Raw genomic sequence first — 19,259 nt, 5'->3', positions numbered from 1 at the left:
TGATGATGCGCAGGCAGAGGCGCTGTGGAACATCGCCGGTTGCCGGCGCCAAACGTTCAGATCTCGCCGAGGGGTGCGGCAAGGCCCCGGCATTCCGACGCAGCAGCTAACCTCTCCTGGCGACAGGAGATCAAATGCGCGTTCCAAGCGTCGCAAATGGAGTGGTTGTGGCGCGCTTCCACCTGAATTCCGTTGTCACTTTACACCCGGTGAGAACGCCGTTGCGGCCGTCATCCGCGCTGAGATCAGGTCTAAAGGCAAATGCACCCTCTCTCTCGGCAGAATTGCGAAATCGGCCGGCCTACTGGGCGATACGGTCGTGAAGCGTTTCTTGCGTAAGGCTAAAAGCGAAGGCTTGATAGACGTTGAGCTGCGACCGGTGACAGGTGGGCGCAGCGATACCAACGCGATCACAATAATCTCTAGTCGGTGGCTAAAGTGGAATGAGATAGGCGAAGCCAGGGGAGTAGGGGGCACGACGGTGCCCCCGATTCAGAGTCTCATTAAACAAGAGCCGGATACTGGGTCCTTACACCGCCGCTTTAGTCGGGGAACGGCTTTAGAAACTATTCAAGCGTCCGAAACATTTGCGGGAGAGCGTGGTCGACTACGGTCCAGTGCTACTCTCTCGCGAGGTCGCATCTCAAACTCGGACGGATAGCTCCGTTGGCCTAGATTGAATGTCGGCATCGCGCCGCATGTCCGCCGTTGATGTCTACTTGGTCGTTCCCCGAAAGCAGACGCTCGGGTCAGGCGGCATGATGTCCGGGTTTGACCCGTAACTGCCGTTCCCCTCGTTCCCGAGGGTATGACGACTCCCCTTCCAATTTGCGATATGGTTCCAGACAGCACCCTTAGGGGAGAAGGACGTGGACATCCCGGGATGGCTAAGTAGCCTTGGACTGGAGCGATACGCTCCGGCCTTTCGCGACAATGACATTGAACCCGAGATGCTTCCTCAGCTAACGGCGGAGGATCTGATAGCACTCGGGGTCACATCGGTCGGTCATCGGCGCCGGTTGCTTACCGCTGTGGCTTCCTTCGGAGACACGTCCAGCCCGTTGCCGATCAAAGCATCCTCGCGTGACCGCGGGAGCTCGCCGGCAAGGCCGCCCGAGCAGGGTGACGCACGGCCACCGCACGCCGAACGGCGCCAGTTAACAGTCATGTTCGTGGACCTCGTCGGCTCGACCGAGTTGTCGCAGCGCCTCGACCCTGAGGACATGCGGGAGGTTATTCGCGCTTATCAGATCGCAGTGTCAGGAGAGATCACCCACTACGAAGGGCGAGTCGCCAAGCTCATGGGTGATGGGGTGCTGGCCTATTTCGGTTGGCCGCAGGCGCACGAAGACGATGCCGAACGAGCGGTTCGCTCGGGCATGGCCGCCGCTGCAGCAACAGCCCGACTTACAGCGCCGGGAGGCCAACCGCTGGCTGCCCGCATTGGCATCGCGACGGGACTGGTCGTTGTCGGTGATCTCGTTGGCGAAGGATCAGCACAGGAAGAGGCCGTTGTAGGCGACACGCCTAACCTGGCTGCGAGGCTGCAAGCGCTCGCCGAGCCGGGCAGCGTTGTTGTAGCTGACGGCACGCAACGACTGGTGGCCGGTCTATTCGATATGGTCGATCTCGGCCACCGGGAGCTCAAGGGTTTCGCAAAGCCGTTCCGCAGCTGGCGCATTGTCGGCGAGACGGCGGCAGAGAGTCGTTTCGAGGCGCGGCAGGACATTGTGACGCCGATTGTTGGGCGGGACCAGGAACTCGAGTTTTTGGTTGACCAGTGGCACCGGGCCTGTGCCGGGGATGGCCGAGTGGTGCTGCTGTCTGGAGAGCCGGGTATTGGCAAGTCCCGGATTATCGCGGCGATGGTCGATCGATTGAGCGCCGGGCCCCCTGCGCGACTACGCTATTTTTGCTCGCCCTATCATATCAACAGCGCGCTTCACCCCGTGGCCGCGCAGGTCGAGCGGGCGGCTGGACTGGATCGCAACGACAGCACCGACACCAAGCTCGACAAGCTGGAGGCCCTGCTCCGCGGGATCGTTCCGGACGTGGTGGAAGCAATTCCGCTGTTGGCGACACTGCTGTCGATCGACACGACCGGCCGATACTCGTCGACCAGGCTGCCACCGCCAGCCCAAAAGGCCCGTACTTTGGCCGCCCTCGTCCAACAAATTGAATCGCTGGCCGCGCGCGAGCCCATCGTCGTCCTTGTCGAGGATGCGCACTGGATCGATCCGACGACCGGCGAGTGGCTGGATATGCTGATTGAACGCCTGCGGAACATGCGGGCACTCCTGATTGTAACCTTTCGACCTGAGTTTCAGCCGCGTTGGATTCAGTTTTCGCATGTAACCGCGCTCTCGCTCGATCGCCTCGGACTCGGTCAAGGAGCAGCGATCATGGATCGCGTGGCGGGTGGAAAGACGTTGCCGCCGGAGGTAGCCAGCCAGATCTTGGCCAAAACCGAAGGCGTTCCGTTGTTCGTTGAAGAGCTGACCAAGACCGTGCTCGAATCCGGTCTCCTTATCGACGCGGGCGACCACTACGTGCTCTCAGGTCCTCTGCTTCCTTTTGCCATTCCGTCGACCCTTCAGGATTCTTTGATGTCTCGCCTCGACCGACTGGGTGCGGTCAAGGAGGTAGCTCAAATCGGCGCTTGCATTGGCCGCGTCTTCCATCACCGGTTGCTGGCAGCCGTGATGGGTGCCAACGAAGTCCATTTACAAGAGGTGATGCCGCAGTTGGAACAATCCGAGCTCGTTTTTCGGCGAGGCGTTCCTCCAGAGTCGACCTATACGTTCAAGCATGCGCTCGTGCGGGATGCAGCCTATCAGAGCCTGCTGAAAAGCCGTCGGCAACAAATCCATGCCAAGATCGCCTCGACGCTGGAGGCGCAATTCCAGGATATTGTCGCGGCAGAGCCCGAGACACTGGCCCACCATTATACGGTGGCCGGCGTAAATGATCTGGCTGTCGCCTATTGGCTGAAGGCAGGGCAACTCGCGCTGAAGCGATCTGCCAATCTCGAGGCAGCGTCCCACCTCCGGAAAGGGCTAGTGCTGGTTGGATCATTGCCCGGATCTGAGGAGCGCCTCTGGCTGGAGCTTTCCCTAGAGAGCGCGACCGGCACCGCAATGATTGCGGCCAAGGGCTGGGGGGCTCCAGAAGTCCTTCAAGCCTTTTCGAATGCGCGAAGGCTCGCCGACACGCTGAACGACAAGCCTCAAATATTCGCTGCGATGCGCGGGGAGAGCTCGTATCAGACCATTTCAGGCAACCTACGAGCGGCCGAGGCCCTGGGCCACCAATGCCAAACTCTAGGTTTGGAGCTTGCGCAAGCTTCCGATGATTCAGGGTACATCCTCGAAGCACATCACCAACTTTGGGGGATCTACTATTACCTCGGCGACTACGGCGCGAGCGAACGTCATGCAAGCCATGGCCTGGCCACTTATGATTATGAGCGACATCATCACCTTGCCTGGGGCTATGCCGGACACGACCCGGGCGTATGCTGTAGGGCGTTTTCTGCACAGATGCTCTTCATGCGCGGCCATTCGGTCCAGGCTCTCGCACGCTCACGCGATGCAATAGCGCTAGCCGAGCGAGACTTGCATCCGGTCAGCACAGCACAAGCGCAGCTAAGTTTCTGCTTGGTCCACCTGATGCGGCGCGAGCCTGCCGAAGCCCTTCAATGGGCGAAGAAAGCTGTCACTTTATGTGATGAATTCGTCATGCCATTGCTGCTTGGCCAGGCTCGTGTGTATTTCGGCTGGGCACTCGCCGGTCTGGGGCAGTTGGAGGAAGGCATTCGGCAAATGCGCCTGGGAATTGCGGGTATCGCCGCAACTGGCGCGGATATGGGCATGGCCTACTACCTTTGCATTCTCGCGCGCAACTGCGGCGAGCGCGGCGATGCAAGCGAAGGCCTTGCCCTCCTGGCGCAGGCTTTCGACACTCTGGACAAATCGACCTCGAAGTATCAGCTACCAGAGTTATTGTGCACAAGGGGTGAGTTGGTTTCAGCGCTGGACCCCACCGATGAAGCCGCCGAAAGCTGGTTCCAGCAATCGCTCTCGGCAGCCCGCGATCAAGGCGCGAAATCCTCTGAACTGAGGGCCGCGCTTCGGCTCACCCGCCTCTATGCCGGCCAAGGCCGCAACGATAAGGCGCGGCATATTCTTGCGCCAGTCCACGCCAGCTTCACCGAGGGGTTTGACACACCTGATCTCGTAGAGGCCAAAGGGCTGCTCCAAATGCTTTCGCATTAGACGGAACGTGGGTGAAGCACTGCATCCAATACGCAAATTCCTAGTTGGACGACGCTGCTGTGAAGGAGAAGCGATATGCAAACGTGGGCTGGTCTGTTGCTAGGCGCCGCCATGACATTTGCGAGTGGACCTGTTTCGGCCAAGGAACTCACTATCCTTTGGGCGGAGTGGGATCCGGCGAATTACCTTCAGGAACTCGGCAACGAGTACGAGAAGGAAACCGGCGTCAAGGTAACTGTTGAAACGACTGCCTGGCCGGGATTCGAAACCAAGGCCTTCGCCGAGTTCAACGCCAGGGGCGACGCCTATGATATGGTCGTCGGCGACTCGCAGTGGCTCGGCGCCGGCTCGACCGGCGGCCACTATGTCGACCTGACCGACTTCTTCGCCAAGAACGACGTGGCCAAGCTCATGGCCCCTGCCACGGTAAAATTCTACGCCGAATATCCTGGCAACAGCGGCAAATACTGGGCGATCCCGCTCGAAGGCGACGCCGTCGGCTGGTCCTATCGCAAGGACTGGTTCGAAGACCCCAAGGAGATGGAAGCCTTCAAGGCGAAGTATGGCTACGACCTCGGCGTGCCGAAGGATTTGAAGGCGCTGCGCGACATCGCCGAGTTCTTCTACCGTCCGGACCAGAAGAAGTACGGCGTCGCGATCTATACCGACAATACCCACGACGGGCTGGCGGCGGGCTTCGAAAGCATGCTGTTCTCGTACGGCGGCGAGCTTGGCGACTACTCGACCTACAAGGTCGACGGCTTCATCAACTCCGACAAGGCGATTGCCGCGCTCGATGCCTACAAGGAGCTGTACGAATTCACGCCTCCGGGGTGGGCCAACGCCATTTTCACCGAGGACAACCAGGCGATCACTGAGAACCTGGCGGCGATGAGCATGAACTTCTTCGCGTTCTTCCCGTCGCTGATCAACGAGGCGAGCAATCCCAACGCCAAGAACACCGGCTTCTTCGCCAACCCTGCAGGACCGAACGGCGACCAGTTCGCCGCGCTTGGCGGGCAGGGCATCTCGATCGTCTCCTACTCCTCGAAGCAGGCCGAATCCCTGAAGTTCCTGGAATGGTTCATCAAGGACGAGACCCAGAAGAAGTGGGCGGCGCTCGGCGGCTACACCTGCAGCGCAGCCATACTGAAGTCGGACGAGTTCCAGAACGCCACGCCCTACAACAAGGCCTTCCACGAGACCATGTTCAAGGTGAAGGATTTCTGGGCGGTTCCGGAGAATGCCGAACTGCTGCTACAATTCAACCAGCGCGTACATCCTTATGTAACCGGCGATTCCGGCACGGCCGAGGAAACGCTTGACGCGCTGGCAGCCGACTGGAATGCGACTTTCAAGAAATACGGCCGCCAGTAGGCCGTCTATTCTGGTGACCTCAATCGCCGTTCTGGCGCAAGGCGGTAGCCACTTTGCCGGACGCAAGCGTCGGTTTTCTCGATCAATTGTCGCGAAGGGGACGGTCCGCTCCCGGCCCCAACGCTGCCGGTCAGCAATGCGCCTCATCTTGGTCATTCGGAGCCAATTCGCTGTTGCCCGATAGCGGACACGACTTGCGGGGAGCTTTTGGTCATGGGTGCGCTATGCAAGTGGCGCGCCTTCCCAAGATTAGAGAGCGAGCGACTGGCCATCAGTGGTTGGAGCACGGGGACGCTGTATGCGATCCGGCTGCGCGAACACGACTGATGAAGAGCCTCCAGTGCCGAAACCGAGATGCAAACTGAAAGCGCGTTCGCTCGCAAGGCAGTATTCGTGTAAGGATTTGGTATTAGCTCCCTCTCTCGGAAAGGGTCCATGGAACGTCGCCTCGCCGCCCTGCTAATGGCTGACGTCGTCGGTTACAGCAGGCTCATGGAAGAAGATGAATCTGGGACGCTTGCTGCATTGACAGAACGGCGTGCTTCTATTCTCGTGCCAACCGTCATCGCTCATGGCGGGCGTGTCGTGAAACTTATGGGCGATGGAATGCTGATCGAGTTCGGCAGTGCCATAAACGCCGTAGCAGCGGCAGTAGACGTGCAGCGAAAAATGGCGGCCGCGAATGCATTGGCGTCGGAGAAACAACGCATCGATTTGCGGATCGGCATCAATCTTGGTGACGTGATTGGCCAGGGAACTGACGTCTTTGGCGAAGGTGTCAACATAGCTGCGCGGCTAGAGGCCTTAGCCGACCCCGGCGGTATCTGCGTTTCCGGCAAAATTCACGACGAGGTGCGCAATAAGGTCGCCTGTCAATTCGAGGACATGGGCGAGCAGAAACTGAAGAACATCTCGACGCCCGTACGAGCCTTCCGCTTAATGGACGCGGATCCTCCACAGTCATCACCTGCGCAGCAACCGCGAACGCTTCGATCGTCGCACACGCCCCCCTCGCTCGCAGTTCTTCCGTTCACAAACATGAGCAGCGATCTCGAACAGCGATATTTCAGTGATGGGCTTACTGAAGACATCATTACAGAATTGGCGCGGTTCCGTGACCTGCATGTGATCGCACGCAACTCGTCCTTCCGTTATCGGGGAGGTGACATCGACATAGTCCGGGTCGGCCGAGAACTTGGCGTGCAGTACATTCTCGAGGGTAGTGTCCGCCGGCTGGGTGACCGCATACGGATTACCGCTCAGCTTGTTGAAACAAGCTCCGGCAATCATCTCTGGGCTGAGCGTTTTGATCGAAATCAGGACGAAATCTTCGCTGTGCAGGACCAAGTCATAAGGACCATAGTCGGGACGCTGATTGGCCGGCTCAAAGCCGTTGGCGTTGAGCGGGCACTTCGAAAGCCGCCAGCGAGCTTAGAGGCTTATGAATGTGTTCTTCGCGCAGATGCACTGCCATTCGACAATTTGGAACCCGAGACAGAGGCCGTAAAGCTCTATGAACGAGCCATAGAACTCGACCCACACTACGGCCGAGCATACGGACTTCTCGCAAACCTGTATTTGAACCGTTGGTCGCGGGACTTAGAGGGTGATGATGAAAAACTCTCTGAAGCTTTTGAACTGAGCAGGACGGCCGTGGCCCTCGATCCGACTGATCCCATCTGCCAGCTGGCTTTGGGGTGGGCACATCTGTATCGCCAGTCTTTCGATTTGTCAGGACATCACTTCCGAAAGGCGCACGAACTAGCCCCAAATAAGCCCGTTGCCTTGACCGGCCTTGGGTTCTTGCACCACGCGCTAGGGAAGCCGGCAGAAGCGATTGGTTTCTTCATTGAAGCACGAGTGGTGGATCCGTACTTTGAACCGACATGGTATTGGCCACAGCTCGGATGTTTTTACTTCTCCGATCATAAGTTCGACGAAGCCATCGCAAATCTCAGCAGATCACCCCAAATGCCATATTGGGTGGAAGCCTATCGATCTGCTTGCTACGCCCTTATGGGCAAACCTGAACTCGCCCGAGAGTGCGCATCAAATGTGCTACGCAAAGCCCCAAATTTTTCATCCATTCGGTTTGTCGCCAAAGAAGGTTTCCAGAGCCAGACCGACGAGCAGCTTTTACTCGAAGGACTCTCCAAGGCTGGATTACCGGAGTAGCTGCTCTGTTCCCGGGCGGATTTATGACGTCGCAGCTGTCGGGCCAACTCCCGCCTTTAGGCAGACATCCGTATCATTGGCCCTATTCGACTGGCTTGGCCGGAAGGATGGCAACGTCGGCCTTTGTGCCAGTCATGCGGAAAGTGGACTTTCCGCTTCCGGCCCCAAGGCTGCCGGACCGCAATGCGCCTAATTGTGGACGGACGTGCAGACTTCGCTGCCACACGAAAGCGGACGCTCAGCCGATCTGGTGGTTGGACTCGCCTGAAAGCCGGCCGTTTAGAGGCGGTCGAAGCTTAGAGCTTTCGGGTCCCCAGCCGCTTTACCATAGCAGGGTCGCGGTGATCGAAGAAGCTGCTGGCCTTCTGGTCGAGCGTCGCCATCTTGGTTAGATCGTCGCCGTCCAGCTCGAAATCGAAGATCGCGAAGTTCTCCGTCATGCGCTCCTTCCGCACCGATTTTGGGATGGCGACGATGCCCCGCTGATTAAGCCAGCGCAGCACCACCTGGGCGATGCTCTTGCCGTGCTTCTGGCCGATCGACTGGAGCACATCGTTCGAGAACAGGCCGTTCTTGCCCTCGGCGAACGGCCCCCATGCTTCGGGCTGAATCCTGTATTCGTCCAGAACCTTCTGCGCATCGTCCTGTTGGTGGAAAGGATGAATCTCGATCTGGTTCACTGCCGGAGTAATCTCGTTGTGAAGCACGAAATCCACCAGACGATCGGGATAGAAGTTGCTTACGCCAATGGCGCGGATGCGGCCGGCGCGGTGCAGTTCCTCCATTGCCCGCCACGCCCCGTACACATCGCCATAGGGCTGGTGGATCAGCCAGAGATCGAGATATTCGAGCTGCAGCTTGTTCATCGACCACCAGAGCTTGGTTGTGACGAACAGTTCGCTTCGGTCGATCCCGTGGTTCCTGATTGCGGAGCCAACCGCCTCCTCGTTCCCGTAGGAGGTCGCGGTGTCGAGTAGCCGATATCCGACATCGATCGCGTCGCGGACACTCCGTTCGCACTCGGCTGGATCGGGCACCTGGAAGACGCCGAACCCCAGGCTCGGCATCCGTACGCCATTGTTCAGGGTCACTGTAGGAATGTTAGTCGTCATTCTCATGTCCTTTCGATAAATGAAGGCTGTGACGCAGGCTCTACGCACTTCCGCTATTGGTCGACGCTCACTTTTGTGAGCCATTTCCGAACATTCTCCGTCGTGCGTCGTTCCTGGAGCCCTTCCATCACGAAGCCTTCAGCGAAACGCGCCTGTGGCGCGGCGCGGGTGATCACCTCGAGACTGTCTCCCAGGCCGTAGCCGCCGTGTAGATTAAACGGGGCGACTGCCATACCGGCGAAGTCATGAGCCGCTAGGAAGGAGCGGATGACTGGGGGGGCGGAGCCGCCCCACGCCGGGAAGCCGAGATAGACCGCATCATAGGTGGCGAGGTCGCGAACAATGGCCTTCAGCGGTGGCAGATAATCCCGCTCGCGCTCTTTCTTCGCTTGCTCCACGGTCGCGAAGTAGTCAGCCGGATATGGCGTAGCCGGTTCGATCTCGAACAGATCGGCGCCGAGGTCGCGGCTGAGGAGACTGGCGATGGTGCGCGTGTTGCCGCTGCGGGAGAAGTAGGCGACCAGAGTTCTACTCCCCCACCAGATGCGGCTGTGGCCTGCGAGATCGAGGCTCCAGCCCCCGCCGCAAGCGGCAGGAGCAGAGATGACACGAGGAGTTTTCTTCGGGTCGGACTGTCGATATTGGTCATGAGCGTAACCTAGGCTGGACGCCGACGTTTAGTGCGATGACACCAGCGTCCTGGTTCCATGAATGGTTTTTGCGGCTGGCGTGCACTCAGCTCTTCGCGGGCGCCTCAACGCCAGAGTAGGCCAGGACAGCATCCGGCAGACGCGCACCTTGGACTTGTATTGCTCGAACCGCCGCGTTGAGTTCCGCGATTTCCTCGGAGGTGAACCGCAAGCCGCCCGCACCGATGTTATCAAGCAGGTGAGTGAGTTGAGTGGTTCCGGGGATCGGTACGATCCAAGGTTTCTGAGCCATCAGCCAGGCCAGCGCGATTTGCGCGGGGGAGCTCTGCTTGCGCTCCGCCCAGCTTTTAAGGAGATCGACGAGCGCCAGATTATGCGGCAGGTTCTCCGGCGCGAAACGGCCCTCGATGCCGCGAATATCCCCCTCGGCGAACCGCGTCCGGCTATCGATGGCGCCAGTCAGAAAGCCGACGCCCAGCGGGCTCCATGGTACGAAACCGATGCCGAGTTCTTCGCAAAGCTGCAGAACATCCTGCTCGGGACCGCGCCACAGCATGGAATACTCGCTCTGCACCGCAGTTACCGGTACGGCCGCGTGGGCGCCCCGGAGCGTGTTGAGCCCCATTTCGGACAAGCCCCAATGCAGGATCTTGCCCTGGTCCATCAAATCCTTGACCGCGCCGGCCACATCCTCGATCGGCACCTGTGGATCGACGCGGTGCTGGTACAGCAGGTCAATGTGGTCCGTCCGCAGGCGCTTCAGCGAGCCCTCGACAGCGAGCTTGATGTGCTCGGGCTGGCTGTTCAGTCCCGGTCGGCGCTCACCAGTCTCCAGATCGATGTTCCAGCCGAATTTCGAGGTAATTGCGACTTTGTCCCGAAAAGGCGTAATGGCCTCGCCGAGGATCCGCTCGCATTCGTGTGGGCCATAGGCTTCGGCAGTGTCGAAGAAGGTGACGCCCCTGTCAAAGGCGGTGCGGATCAGGTCGATCATCTCCGGACGATGGGGAATGGTCGTTTCATAGGTCCGATGCATATTCTGGACACCCAGGCCGATACTGGAGACATCGAGCGTGCCAAGCTTGCGCGATCGGTTAGCGCCACCGTGCTGGCGTGAGTAGAGGCCTGTTGTCCTGTCGCCTTGGTAATTGTAGCTGCGAGCAGCGGCGCCGCCGCGGCGACGCCAAGGAAGCTGCGGCGGCCCATTTTCGGTGCGTGATCGGAGGTCATGTTGGCAAATCCTTTTGATCGGTCGGTTCAACGGTTTACGAAGCGCTGGTGGGACGCCGGGTAGCGGTCGCCCTGAACGGTGATGCCGGCGAGCGACGTTTCAATTCGGGCGAGATCATCTAGCGAAAGCTCAACCTTGGCGCCTCCCAGGTTTTCTTCCAGACGGTTGAGCTTGGTCGTGCCAGGAATGGGCACAATTGTCGGCCGCTGGGCGAGCAACCAGGCAAGGGCAATCTGCGCGGGGGTCGCGTTCTTCTCTGCCGCTATTCCAATGACGAGGTCGACCAGAACCTGGTTGGCTTTCCGGGCTTCCGGAGAGAAGCGCGGCACGGTGGCACGGAAGTCGTCCTTCGCAAACGTGGTATTCTGATCTAGTTTGCCGGTGAGGAACCCTTTGCCCAACGGCGCGAAGGGGACGAAGCCGATGCCCAACTCATCGAGCAGCGGCAGGATTTCCTGTTCGGGTTCGCGCCACCATAGTGAATACTCGCTTTGCACCGCCGCGACCGGCTGCACTGCATGGGCGCGGCGAATGGTTTCGGAACCGGCCTCGGAAAGTCCGAAGTGGCTCACCTTGCCCGCCTGGATAAGATCGCGGACTACCCCTGCGACCTCTTCGATCGGCACGTTAGGGTCGACGCGGTGCTGATAGAAAAGGTCGATGGTGTCGACGCGAAGGCGTTTGAGCGACTGCTCGGCCACCTCGCGAATGCGCGCCGGGCGGCTGTCGAGCCCGTTGGCGGGCGCCCCATCCTTGAATCCGAACTTGGTAGCGATCACGACGTCCCCGCGGACCGGCTCGAGGGCTTCACCGACGATTTCCTCGTTCAGCCCAGGGCCGTAGGCCTCTGCCGTGTCAAAAAAGGTGACGCCACCTGCGTGCGCCGCGCGTATCAAATGAATGGCTTCGCTGCGATCGGTGGCCGGGCCATATCCATAGCTCAGGCCCATGCAGCCAAGTCCGAGAGCGGACACCTCCAAAGTTCCGAGTTTGCGCGTTTGCATTGTCATGGTTCCTTATCGCTTGTCCGGGCGGCCGGTGTCCGGACCAACGCTGCAGCACATAAGATAGGGCAGAGCGGACCGGCGATAACCTGCTACAATCGGGATTAGCCTTTAAGCAGAGCTAAGCAATCCAACTATGCAGAACTTTAATGACCTTGCCGCCTTCGCCGCAGTCGCCCGAGAGCGCAGCTTCACGCGCGCCGCAGCCAAACTGGGCGTGTCGCCCTCCGCTCTGAGCCAGACGATCCGCAATCTTGAGGAGCGGCTCGGCCTCAGGCTTTTGACCCGTACGACGCGCAGCGTTGCGCCCACGGATGCAGGGGAGCGGTTGTTGCGTACGGTGGCGCCACGCTTCGAGGAAATCGAGACCGAACTCGCAAGCTTGAACGACTTACGCTCTACGCCCGCGGGCACGGTACGAATTACAGCCGGCGAGCATCCTGCGATTTCCGTGCTCCAGCCAGCGCTGAAGCAGTTCTTGCCAGATTACCCGGACATCCAAGTCGAGATCATTGTGGACTATGGCTTGACCGACATTGTGGCTGAAGGGTACGACGCCGGCGTGCGCATGGGGGAACAGGTGGCCAAAGACATGGTCGCTGTCCGCATCGGACCGGATCTGCGCATGGCCGTCGTAGCTTCGCCAAGCTATTTTGAGCGCTTCCCAATTCCGAAAACCCCGCAGGATCTGACTGGGCACAGGTGCATCAACATGCGTCTGCCGACTTATGGCGGGCTCTTTCCCTGGGGCCTAGAGAAAGACGGCCGGGAGGTGAAGGTCCGCCCCCAAGGGCAACTGGTGTTCAACAACCTCGGTATGCGCCTAAGCTCGGCCCTGGACGGGCTAGGTGTCGCCTACATGCCGGAAGATCAGGTGCTGCCACACATTCAGGCAGGGCGCCTGGTGCAGGTCCTGGGTGACTGGTGCCCGTATTTTCCAGGCTACCACCTCTACTATCCGGGCCGGCGTCATACGTCGCCGGCCCTGTCGGTGCTCGTGGACGTCTTGCGCTATCGGGGCAATGACAGGCTCCGCTCGGGGCGCGGTAGAGCCGGCTCCATACGTCCTGTGTGATCCGTAGGTGGCGGAGTGCTCAACCATTTGGCGGCTTGCTGCCTTGCAAAAGTGAGCCGCCCCTTACTGCGTGCCTGAGTTGCTTAGGGTCCGAGCCTGAACGGCAGCAATCCGCGGAACGCTGCCCGATAGCGGACTGACGGCTCGCGGCCCCAAAGCTGCCTGTCCGAAAAGCGCCTCATGGCAGTCATTCCTGCGGTCCTGTCCATTCACCAAAAGCGGACATTCCAATGGGCAGGTCTCAGGGTGTTATCTTCCCAACACGGGTCTCGGACGACTGGAATCGATCCGATGCGGATCATGCGACCAATGGCTCGGAGCTATCTTCCTTTGGCTCGGCAGTAGTGCCAGACTGGATGGAGGGAGCACGACATGAGTGAGGCCCGTAAGATAGCTGCGATCCTGGTCTCGGATGTGGTCGGCTACAGCCGGCTAGCCGCCGCTGACGAAGATAGCATCCTGGCACGGCTACGGGTGCTGCGCAGCGATCTCATCGACCCCACTGTCGCGACACATCGTGGTCGCGTCGTTAAGCGCACTGGCGACGGGAGCCTCATAGAGTTTAGTAGCGTCGTGGAGGCTGTGCGCTGCGCGATCGAAGTGCAGAACGCCATGCTTGAGCGCAATGCCGGGGTGCCGGATGATCGCCGCATCGAGTTCCGGATCGGCATTCACCTGGGCGACGTTGTGCAAGAGAACGACGGCGACCTGATGGGCGACGGCGTCAATATCGCCGCACGCCTAGAAGGCATCTGCGAACCAGGGAATATCTGTCTTTCCTAACAGGCCTATTGGCAGGTAAAGTCAAGGCTCGATATCGCAATCTACGATCGCGGCGCGGTTAAGCTGAAGAACATCGCCGATCCGGTCCGGGTTTATTCGCTGCAGGTCGGAATTCCCGCGAAGGCCGGACGCGCGCCACCGGAGGAGGCCCTCGTTCCGGAGAAGCCTTCGCCGCAGCTCGCGCTGCCCGACAAGCCGTCAATAATCGTCCTCCCCTTTGTGAATATGAGCGCTGACGCCGAGCAGGCGTATTTCGTCGATGGATTGACGGAGGATCTGATTACCGACCTCTCCAAAGTGCCCGAGCTCTTCGTCATCGCCCGGAACTCATCCTTTGCCTATAAGGGCAGATCGGTAGACACCCGCCAGATCGCTCGCGAACTGGGCGTGAAATATGTACTGGAGGGTAGCGCCCGACGGGTGGCGGATCGCGTGCGGATCAATGCACAGCTCATCGATGCACCCGCCGGTGGGCACATCTGGGCGGATCGCTTCGACCGGGACCTTGCCGATATCTTCGCGGCTCAAGACGAAGTCGTCGGCAAGATTGTTGAGGCGCTCGCCGGCAAGTTGGCCACGGCAAACCTGAAGGAGCGCTATCGGCCAATCTATCTACGGGGGCGGGCTGAATGGGCACACTCCACAGAGGCGGGCGTTGCGGCCATACCCTTGTTCGAGCGGGCCATCGCGCTCGATCCTAACTACGCGGATGCTTATCGGTGGTTGGCGATCAGTCAGTGCGAGGCCTGGGTCTTCAGAAACTATCCGATGAATCCCCTTCGTCAACAGTCTATGGCGTCGGCAAGAAAGGCGATTGAACTCGATCCCGAAAACTCTGGCACGCATTGGGTGCTCGCGTTCATACTCCTCATCGAGCGCCAATGGGATGAGTCTGCCAAGGAGTGCGAGATTTCGCTCCGCCTCAATCCGAACGATGCCGATGCTTGGGCAAACTTCGGGAATCTGAAAATCTATGAAGGTCGCGGAGTAGAGGCCATCGCCTGCATGGAGAAGGCATTGCGCCTAAATCCGCGCCCGCCGAGCTGGTATTTCTGGTTACTCGGAGGTGCCCAATCCGCGGCCGGTAAGTATGAGGAAGCAGTGAAGACTCTGAGGAATGATGCAACATATCGAACCGAATCCAGGGTTAAATTGGCGTCGATCCTGGCGCTGCTCGGCCGGTTAGAAGAAGCGCGTGAAGAGGCCACGCTATATCTGGCAACAAACCCCCATTTCAGGATGAGCCATTGGGTCGAATCCCAGCCCTATCGCGACCTGGCCTTGCGAGACATGTACCTCGAAGGCCTTCGTAAGGCTGGCTTTCCGGAATGACCAACTTTTTACTCGACGGAGCCACCCTGCTGGAGTCGCGTTTGGGTCTTCTTCCATAAGGTAGCGGCAACCGATAATGGCCGCTCAGCTTGGGCAACGCCAGATAGTGCCAAGAAAAACGCTGTCGTGATCAGGTGTTTTAGCATCGTCCCTATCATGGCGGTCAGGAGCGCGGGTCGGCGGGAACGCCTGTGCCTCGCCGATAAGTTTGAGTTGGTCCTCGCGATGTCATAGCAGAAGCGGGTTCGATGGTTGGAACGTCGGTTAAATAAGGTCGAATCCTCGGAGCGGACACTTCTCTTTCGGCCCAATCTGCCGATCAGCAAGGGATGCCGTAGAAGCCAAAAAGAGACACCCATACGCAGACCTTTTCCCGAGGCCAGAGCATCGGTAAACTTGACCCCTGGACGACGTCGCGAGCGCTAATCTGGCATCGCTACTCGGGCAGCCCAGCCAGCCGAAGGCTCTCTACGATGAAGTCGCGATCCTGCTGATTTCTATATGGGTCGATTTCGACATACCGGCTGATCGTTATATCGGGCATTGCCGATATGAGATTCCCAATCTCCGCCTTCGCCTCACCTAGGTGACCAAGGCGCGCATGGCACATCGCTAGGTCGCCGTGAACGTACCAAAATGGATGGATCTGCCGAGAAAATGCCAAGATCGCTTCTTGATATCGTCGCAGCATTAGCAGAGCCATGCCCCTGATTTCCCAATGCCATGTAGCCGGAATTGGATCGCGCTCAAGCAACTCATCCATCGTCTTGAGCGCTATGGCGAAGTCACCGTTTCGCAAGAGCAACTCTGCCTGATACGCGACGGCGACAGAATTGGCCGGATTTAGGCTGATGGCCCGTTCCAGATGAGACGCTGCCAACTCGTATTGCCCTTTGAGAATCAGGGCCATTCCGAGTAGCGCATGCCCTATGGAATCACCTTCATCGAAAGCGATGGCGGTTCGGGAGGCCGCCGCCATTTCGTCGAGCGTATTCGCTTGCGCGTTTTCGAGGTACTGCACGTACAACGTCGCGGCTCGCATAGCATAAGCAACGGCGTATTCAGCATCTAGCTGGAGAGCCCTCTCTACAAATGGCATTGCTCGTGCAGCATCATGCAGGGCAACATACTTTTTTGCCAATTGAACGCATTCATAGGCCGCCAGGCTCGGGAGGTTCCGCTTGCTCGCATCATTGGCCATCGCCAATTGAAGGCGCGATTCGAGCGTCACAACGATGGTCCGGACAACTTCGTCTTGGACGACGAAGATATCTTCAAGTTCACGATCATAGCGTTCGGCCCAGAGTTCCTGACCAGTAGTGCTGTGGATAAGTTGTGCCGCCACACGGACGCGTTTGCCGATGCGCCTCACGCCACCGGCTACGATATATTCGACATTCAGTGCCTTTGCGATTTCCTGAGTACCAAGGCCCTTCCCCTTGAACGAGAAAGATGAATTCCGGGCAATCACGAACAGGTTTCGGAAGCGCGAGAGCTCAGTCAGAATGTCTTCCGCGATGCCTTCGGCGAAGTAATCTTGCTCTGGATCTCCTCCCATATTGGAGAAGGGCAGCACGGCTACGCTGCCTTTGGTCCGCGTCCCCGAAGCGTGCGCCATGGCGGCGGCCTTGGGCAAAGCAGCGTCCAAAACGACATCATACACGCGTATTGGCCGCTCAATGTTCTTAAGGCTGTGCTCGCCGGTATCGTCGAAAGCCAGTTCGAGCTTGTTGCCGACATTTTCACGAACAGAAGCGGACACCGACACGCCACCGGGCTTGGCGATGGCCTCGATCCGGGCGGCGATGTTCACGCCCTCACCGAAAATGTCATCGCCCTCAACGATGATGTCGCCAAGATTGATGCCGATGCGGAACTGAATTGAGGCGCCAGCGAGGAGATTGCGCTGCGCCATCGCACGTTGGATCGCTGCTGCGCATTCCACAGGGCCCACCACACTTGGAAATTCGACCAGCGCTCCGTCGCCCATCATCTTTACGATGCGGCCGTAACGCGCGGTGACAGCGGGATTGAAGGTATCCTGCCAAACCTCCCGCAGCGCCGCAACGGTACCTGCCTCGTCGATTCCCATCATGCTGGAGTAACCGACAACGTCGGCTGCAAGGATGGCCGAAAGCCGGCGCGTCGTCTGCTGTTCCACCATACCGGTCCCAGAGTCGATGGGCTGAGGAATGTTAGACTGTACGAGCTATTCTTGGTGTCCGGAAGTTGCGCACGTGGTTACCGGCGCGATTTGGCTCCCGATGAGACGGTCGAATTAAGGCGCGCGGGCAGCGACCGAGCGAAGACAGAAATCGCAAAGCGGAAGGGCGGATGCATGAAATTGCTCTGCATGCTGAGCCGAGCAGCATGCCGAACTAGATCAGGTCGATGCCGAGCTTGTCGGCCACAGCACCGGCAGCGGCACGCTGATGTGGGCAACCTCAAGGTCCGAAAGGAAGGCCGGCGCAAAACAATGATTGACCCGATGGAGAGTCGGACCGACGCTCAACGTTGGGCCGCAAAAGCATCCATAGCCAGATGGGCCAGTTCGCGCTCGTGCTCCCTATATTCTTCTTTTGTGTACTGATAGCCAGCGAAAGACTTTATCGCCTCCTCGTACTGTCCGTCATCATGAATGCCATGCCCATAGTCTTACGGAGAGAGGCGGGAAGGAACAGTGGACTGGCGCGGATAGTTTTGAGCGATCTCTCGATAGCCTCGCTCGCCTGTCCCGCGCAAAGCAGGTAGTACGCCATCATGTCATTGAGATCAGCGTCATCAGGTGTCAACTGGAGGCCGCGCTGGAACGTTTCCGACGCCGCGTCGAACTTCTTGTCGAGCATAAGGCACATACCACGAACACCCAAGCACCTGCTGTCCTCGCCGTCGAGCCGCACGGCGAGTTCTGTTTCTGTGTTTGCGTTTTGCAGCGCAAGTGGGGCGAGCGTTTGCCAATAGACGCGAACGTGCATATGGCCCACCGCCGCATGAGCGCGGGCAAAGTTTGGATCAAGCTTCACCGCACTTTCGAATTCCGCCATGGCTTGCGGAATATCATCGTTGCGCCAGCGATTGACGATCGCCATACCGCGCAAATAATGGTCATAGGCGCCCAAGCTCTCAGTCGGTTTGCGCCGCGATGCTTTCACGACGTCGGATTCAACATATCCCGGAACGGCGGCCACGATGCTTCGAGTCACTTCGTCCTGAACTGCGAAGATGTCTTCTAGGTCACGATCATAGCGTTCCGCCCAGACGTGACTACCGGTCGCTGCCTCAATCAGCTGGGCAGTGATGCGCACGCGCTTGCCGACCTTGCGAACGCTGCCCTCCACCAAGTAGCGCACGCCAAGCTTTCGCCCCGCTAGGACTGGGGCTCGGGCCAACCGATCGTTTTCAGCCACGGCTGGCCGTTGTCGGCGGACGACTGGGATGCCCAGATGACATTCTTCCTTCATCACGGGTATCGGGTGATCGCCCACGACCGGCGCGGCCACGGCCGGTCCGACCAGCCCAGCAGCGGAAACGACATGGACCACTGGGTTGCCGATCTCGCCGCCCTGACTGAACACCTCAACCTGCGCGAGGCGATACATGTCGGGCACTCGACAGGTGGCGGTGAGGTGGCTCGCTATGTCGCACGCCACCGCAACCGGTCGGAATTTTTCCGTTACGTCCCTGAGCATCCGTTCTACGGGTACACCCTCGATGGGGCCAAGCCTTCGGAGGCAATCATTGCGAACTGGTGGCGCCAAGGCATGGCCGGCGGTGCCCTCGCTCACTACGCGACTGTCGACTCTTGGCTCGAAGATTACACTGAGGACCTCAAGAAGATCGCCGTGCCGGTGCTGGTGATGCATGGCGAGGCTGACCAAGTCGTCCCGTTCGCAAGTTCCGTGCCGCGCGCGGTTGAATTGCTCAAGATCGGGTTGCTGAAGACTTATCCCGGCTCCCCTCACGGCATGCTAACCACACATGCTGACGTCCTCAATCCCGACCTGCTTTCGTTCATAAGGTCTTGACGACATCTCTCATCCATCATCGTCTAGAGAATGCTGACGGCGGTCTCTTCGCATTGGTCTTCACAAGCCCATGCAATTACCTGACATAATTTCCGTACAGTATTCTATGTCAGGTTTCCGGTCGATTGCAGTACACGATATTGGCTAGCTTATCGCTGAGCGGTTCTGGCTCTTATGACAAGGACCTCCGGGAGCTCTGCCTGCTGATCTCGCGGCGTTAA

9 protein-coding genes and 3 pseudogenes are annotated in these 19,259 nt (G+C 59.1%); 6 read left to right on the top strand and 6 right to left on the bottom strand.

Features of this window, described 5'->3' with window-relative positions; translation table 11 throughout:
* Nucleotides 1–869 precede the first annotated feature (869 nt).
* The 3 genes from NKI88_RS25510 to NKI88_RS25500 all read left to right on the top strand — a co-directional run bounded on the left by NKI88_RS25510 (nucleotide 870) and on the right by NKI88_RS25500 (nucleotide 7,826).
* Nucleotides 870–4,274 carry an adenylate/guanylate cyclase domain-containing protein gene (locus NKI88_RS25510; protein WP_352658140.1) on the top strand — a complete coding sequence of 1,135 codons (3,405 nt, stop codon included), beginning with the start codon at nucleotides 870–872 and terminating at the stop codon, nucleotides 4,272–4,274.
* A gap of 111 nt (nucleotides 4,275–4,385) precedes the next feature.
* Nucleotides 4,386–5,651 carry an ABC transporter substrate-binding protein gene (locus NKI88_RS25505; protein WP_352658192.1) on the top strand — a complete coding sequence of 422 codons (1,266 nt, stop codon included), beginning with the start codon at nucleotides 4,386–4,388 and terminating at the stop codon, nucleotides 5,649–5,651.
* Between the two features lie 435 nt (nucleotides 5,652–6,086).
* Nucleotides 6,087–7,826, top strand: coding sequence for an adenylate/guanylate cyclase domain-containing protein (locus NKI88_RS25500; RefSeq protein WP_352658137.1), 1,740 nt, complete (start codon nucleotides 6,087–6,089; stop codon nucleotides 7,824–7,826).
* A gap of 296 nt (nucleotides 7,827–8,122) precedes the next feature.
* On the opposite strand, the gene NKI88_RS25495 is transcribed toward NKI88_RS25500, so the two are convergent.
* From NKI88_RS25495 to NKI88_RS25480, 4 genes and pseudogenes are all read right to left on the bottom strand, one after another.
* The gene (locus tag NKI88_RS25495) at nucleotides 8,123–8,938 is read right to left on the bottom strand and encodes an aldo/keto reductase (protein ID WP_352658134.1); all 816 of its coding nucleotides are present in this window, start codon (nucleotides 8,936–8,938) and stop codon (nucleotides 8,123–8,125) included.
* A gap of 53 nt (nucleotides 8,939–8,991) precedes the next feature.
* Complete coding sequence (locus tag NKI88_RS25490) at nucleotides 8,992–9,423, bottom strand: flavodoxin (RefSeq protein WP_352658189.1); 432 nt, start codon at nucleotides 9,421–9,423, stop codon at nucleotides 8,992–8,994.
* A 250-nt stretch (nucleotides 9,424–9,673) separates the two neighbouring features.
* A pseudogene (locus NKI88_RS25485) lies at nucleotides 9,674–10,818 on the bottom strand (aldo/keto reductase).
* Between the two features lie 27 nt (nucleotides 10,819–10,845).
* On the bottom strand, nucleotides 10,846–11,823 hold the full coding sequence (locus tag NKI88_RS25480; RefSeq protein WP_352658131.1) for an aldo/keto reductase: 978 nt from the start codon (nucleotides 11,821–11,823) through the stop codon (nucleotides 10,846–10,848).
* Nucleotides 11,824–11,959: 136 nt separating this feature from the next.
* Here NKI88_RS25480 and NKI88_RS25475 point away from each other — a divergent pair, with 136 nt between their 5' ends.
* Both NKI88_RS25475 and NKI88_RS25470 read left to right on the top strand, forming a co-directional pair.
* Nucleotides 11,960–12,898 (top strand): LysR family transcriptional regulator, encoded by a 939-nt coding sequence (locus tag NKI88_RS25475; RefSeq protein WP_352658128.1) that lies wholly within the window; start codon nucleotides 11,960–11,962, stop codon nucleotides 12,896–12,898.
* Between the two features lie 372 nt (nucleotides 12,899–13,270).
* Nucleotides 13,271–15,013 (top strand): annotated as a pseudogene (locus NKI88_RS25470) (adenylate/guanylate cyclase domain-containing protein).
* A gap of 436 nt (nucleotides 15,014–15,449) precedes the next feature.
* On the opposite strand, the gene NKI88_RS25465 reads toward NKI88_RS25470, so the two are convergent.
* On the bottom strand, nucleotides 15,450–17,177 hold the full coding sequence (locus NKI88_RS25465; protein WP_352658125.1) for an adenylate/guanylate cyclase domain-containing protein: 1,728 nt from the start codon (nucleotides 17,175–17,177) through the stop codon (nucleotides 15,450–15,452).
* Between the two features lie 442 nt (nucleotides 17,178–17,619).
* Nucleotides 17,620–18,363 (bottom strand): tetratricopeptide repeat protein, encoded by a 744-nt coding sequence (locus tag NKI88_RS25460; protein WP_352658122.1) that lies wholly within the window; start codon nucleotides 18,361–18,363, stop codon nucleotides 17,620–17,622.
* A 21-nt stretch (nucleotides 18,364–18,384) separates the two neighbouring features.
* On the opposite strand from NKI88_RS25460, the pseudogene NKI88_RS25455 reads away from it, so the two are divergent.
* Nucleotides 18,385–19,038, top strand: a pseudogene (locus tag NKI88_RS25455) (alpha/beta fold hydrolase); the annotation flags it as partial.
* Nucleotides 19,039–19,259: the final 221 nt, after the last annotated feature.

The sequence above is a fragment of the Mesorhizobium sp. M0317 genome (assembly GCF_040321555.1).
GTDB lineage: Bacteria > Pseudomonadota > Alphaproteobacteria > Rhizobiales > Rhizobiaceae > Mesorhizobium.
This window is presented reverse-complemented; position numbering and strand designations above follow the sequence as displayed.

Excerpts from the sequence above, each read along its gene's own strand:
- NKI88_RS25500 (WP_352658137.1), top strand. The coding sequence starts at position 6,087 with ATGGAACGTCGCCTCGCCGCCCTGCTAATGGCTGACGTCGTCGGTTAC.
- NKI88_RS25505 (WP_352658192.1), top strand. The coding sequence starts at position 4,386 with ATGACATTTGCGAGTGGACCTGTTTCGGCCAAGGAACTCACTATCCTT.
- NKI88_RS25465 (WP_352658125.1), bottom strand. The coding sequence starts at position 17,177 with ATGGTGGAACAGCAGACGACGCGCCGGCTTTCGGCCATCCTTGCAGCC.
- NKI88_RS25495 (WP_352658134.1), bottom strand. The coding sequence starts at position 8,938 with ATGACGACTAACATTCCTACAGTGACCCTGAACAATGGCGTACGGATG.
- NKI88_RS25480 (WP_352658131.1), bottom strand. The coding sequence starts at position 11,823 with ATGCAAACGCGCAAACTCGGAACTTTGGAGGTGTCCGCTCTCGGACTT.
- NKI88_RS25475 (WP_352658128.1), top strand. The coding sequence starts at position 11,960 with ATGCAGAACTTTAATGACCTTGCCGCCTTCGCCGCAGTCGCCCGAGAG.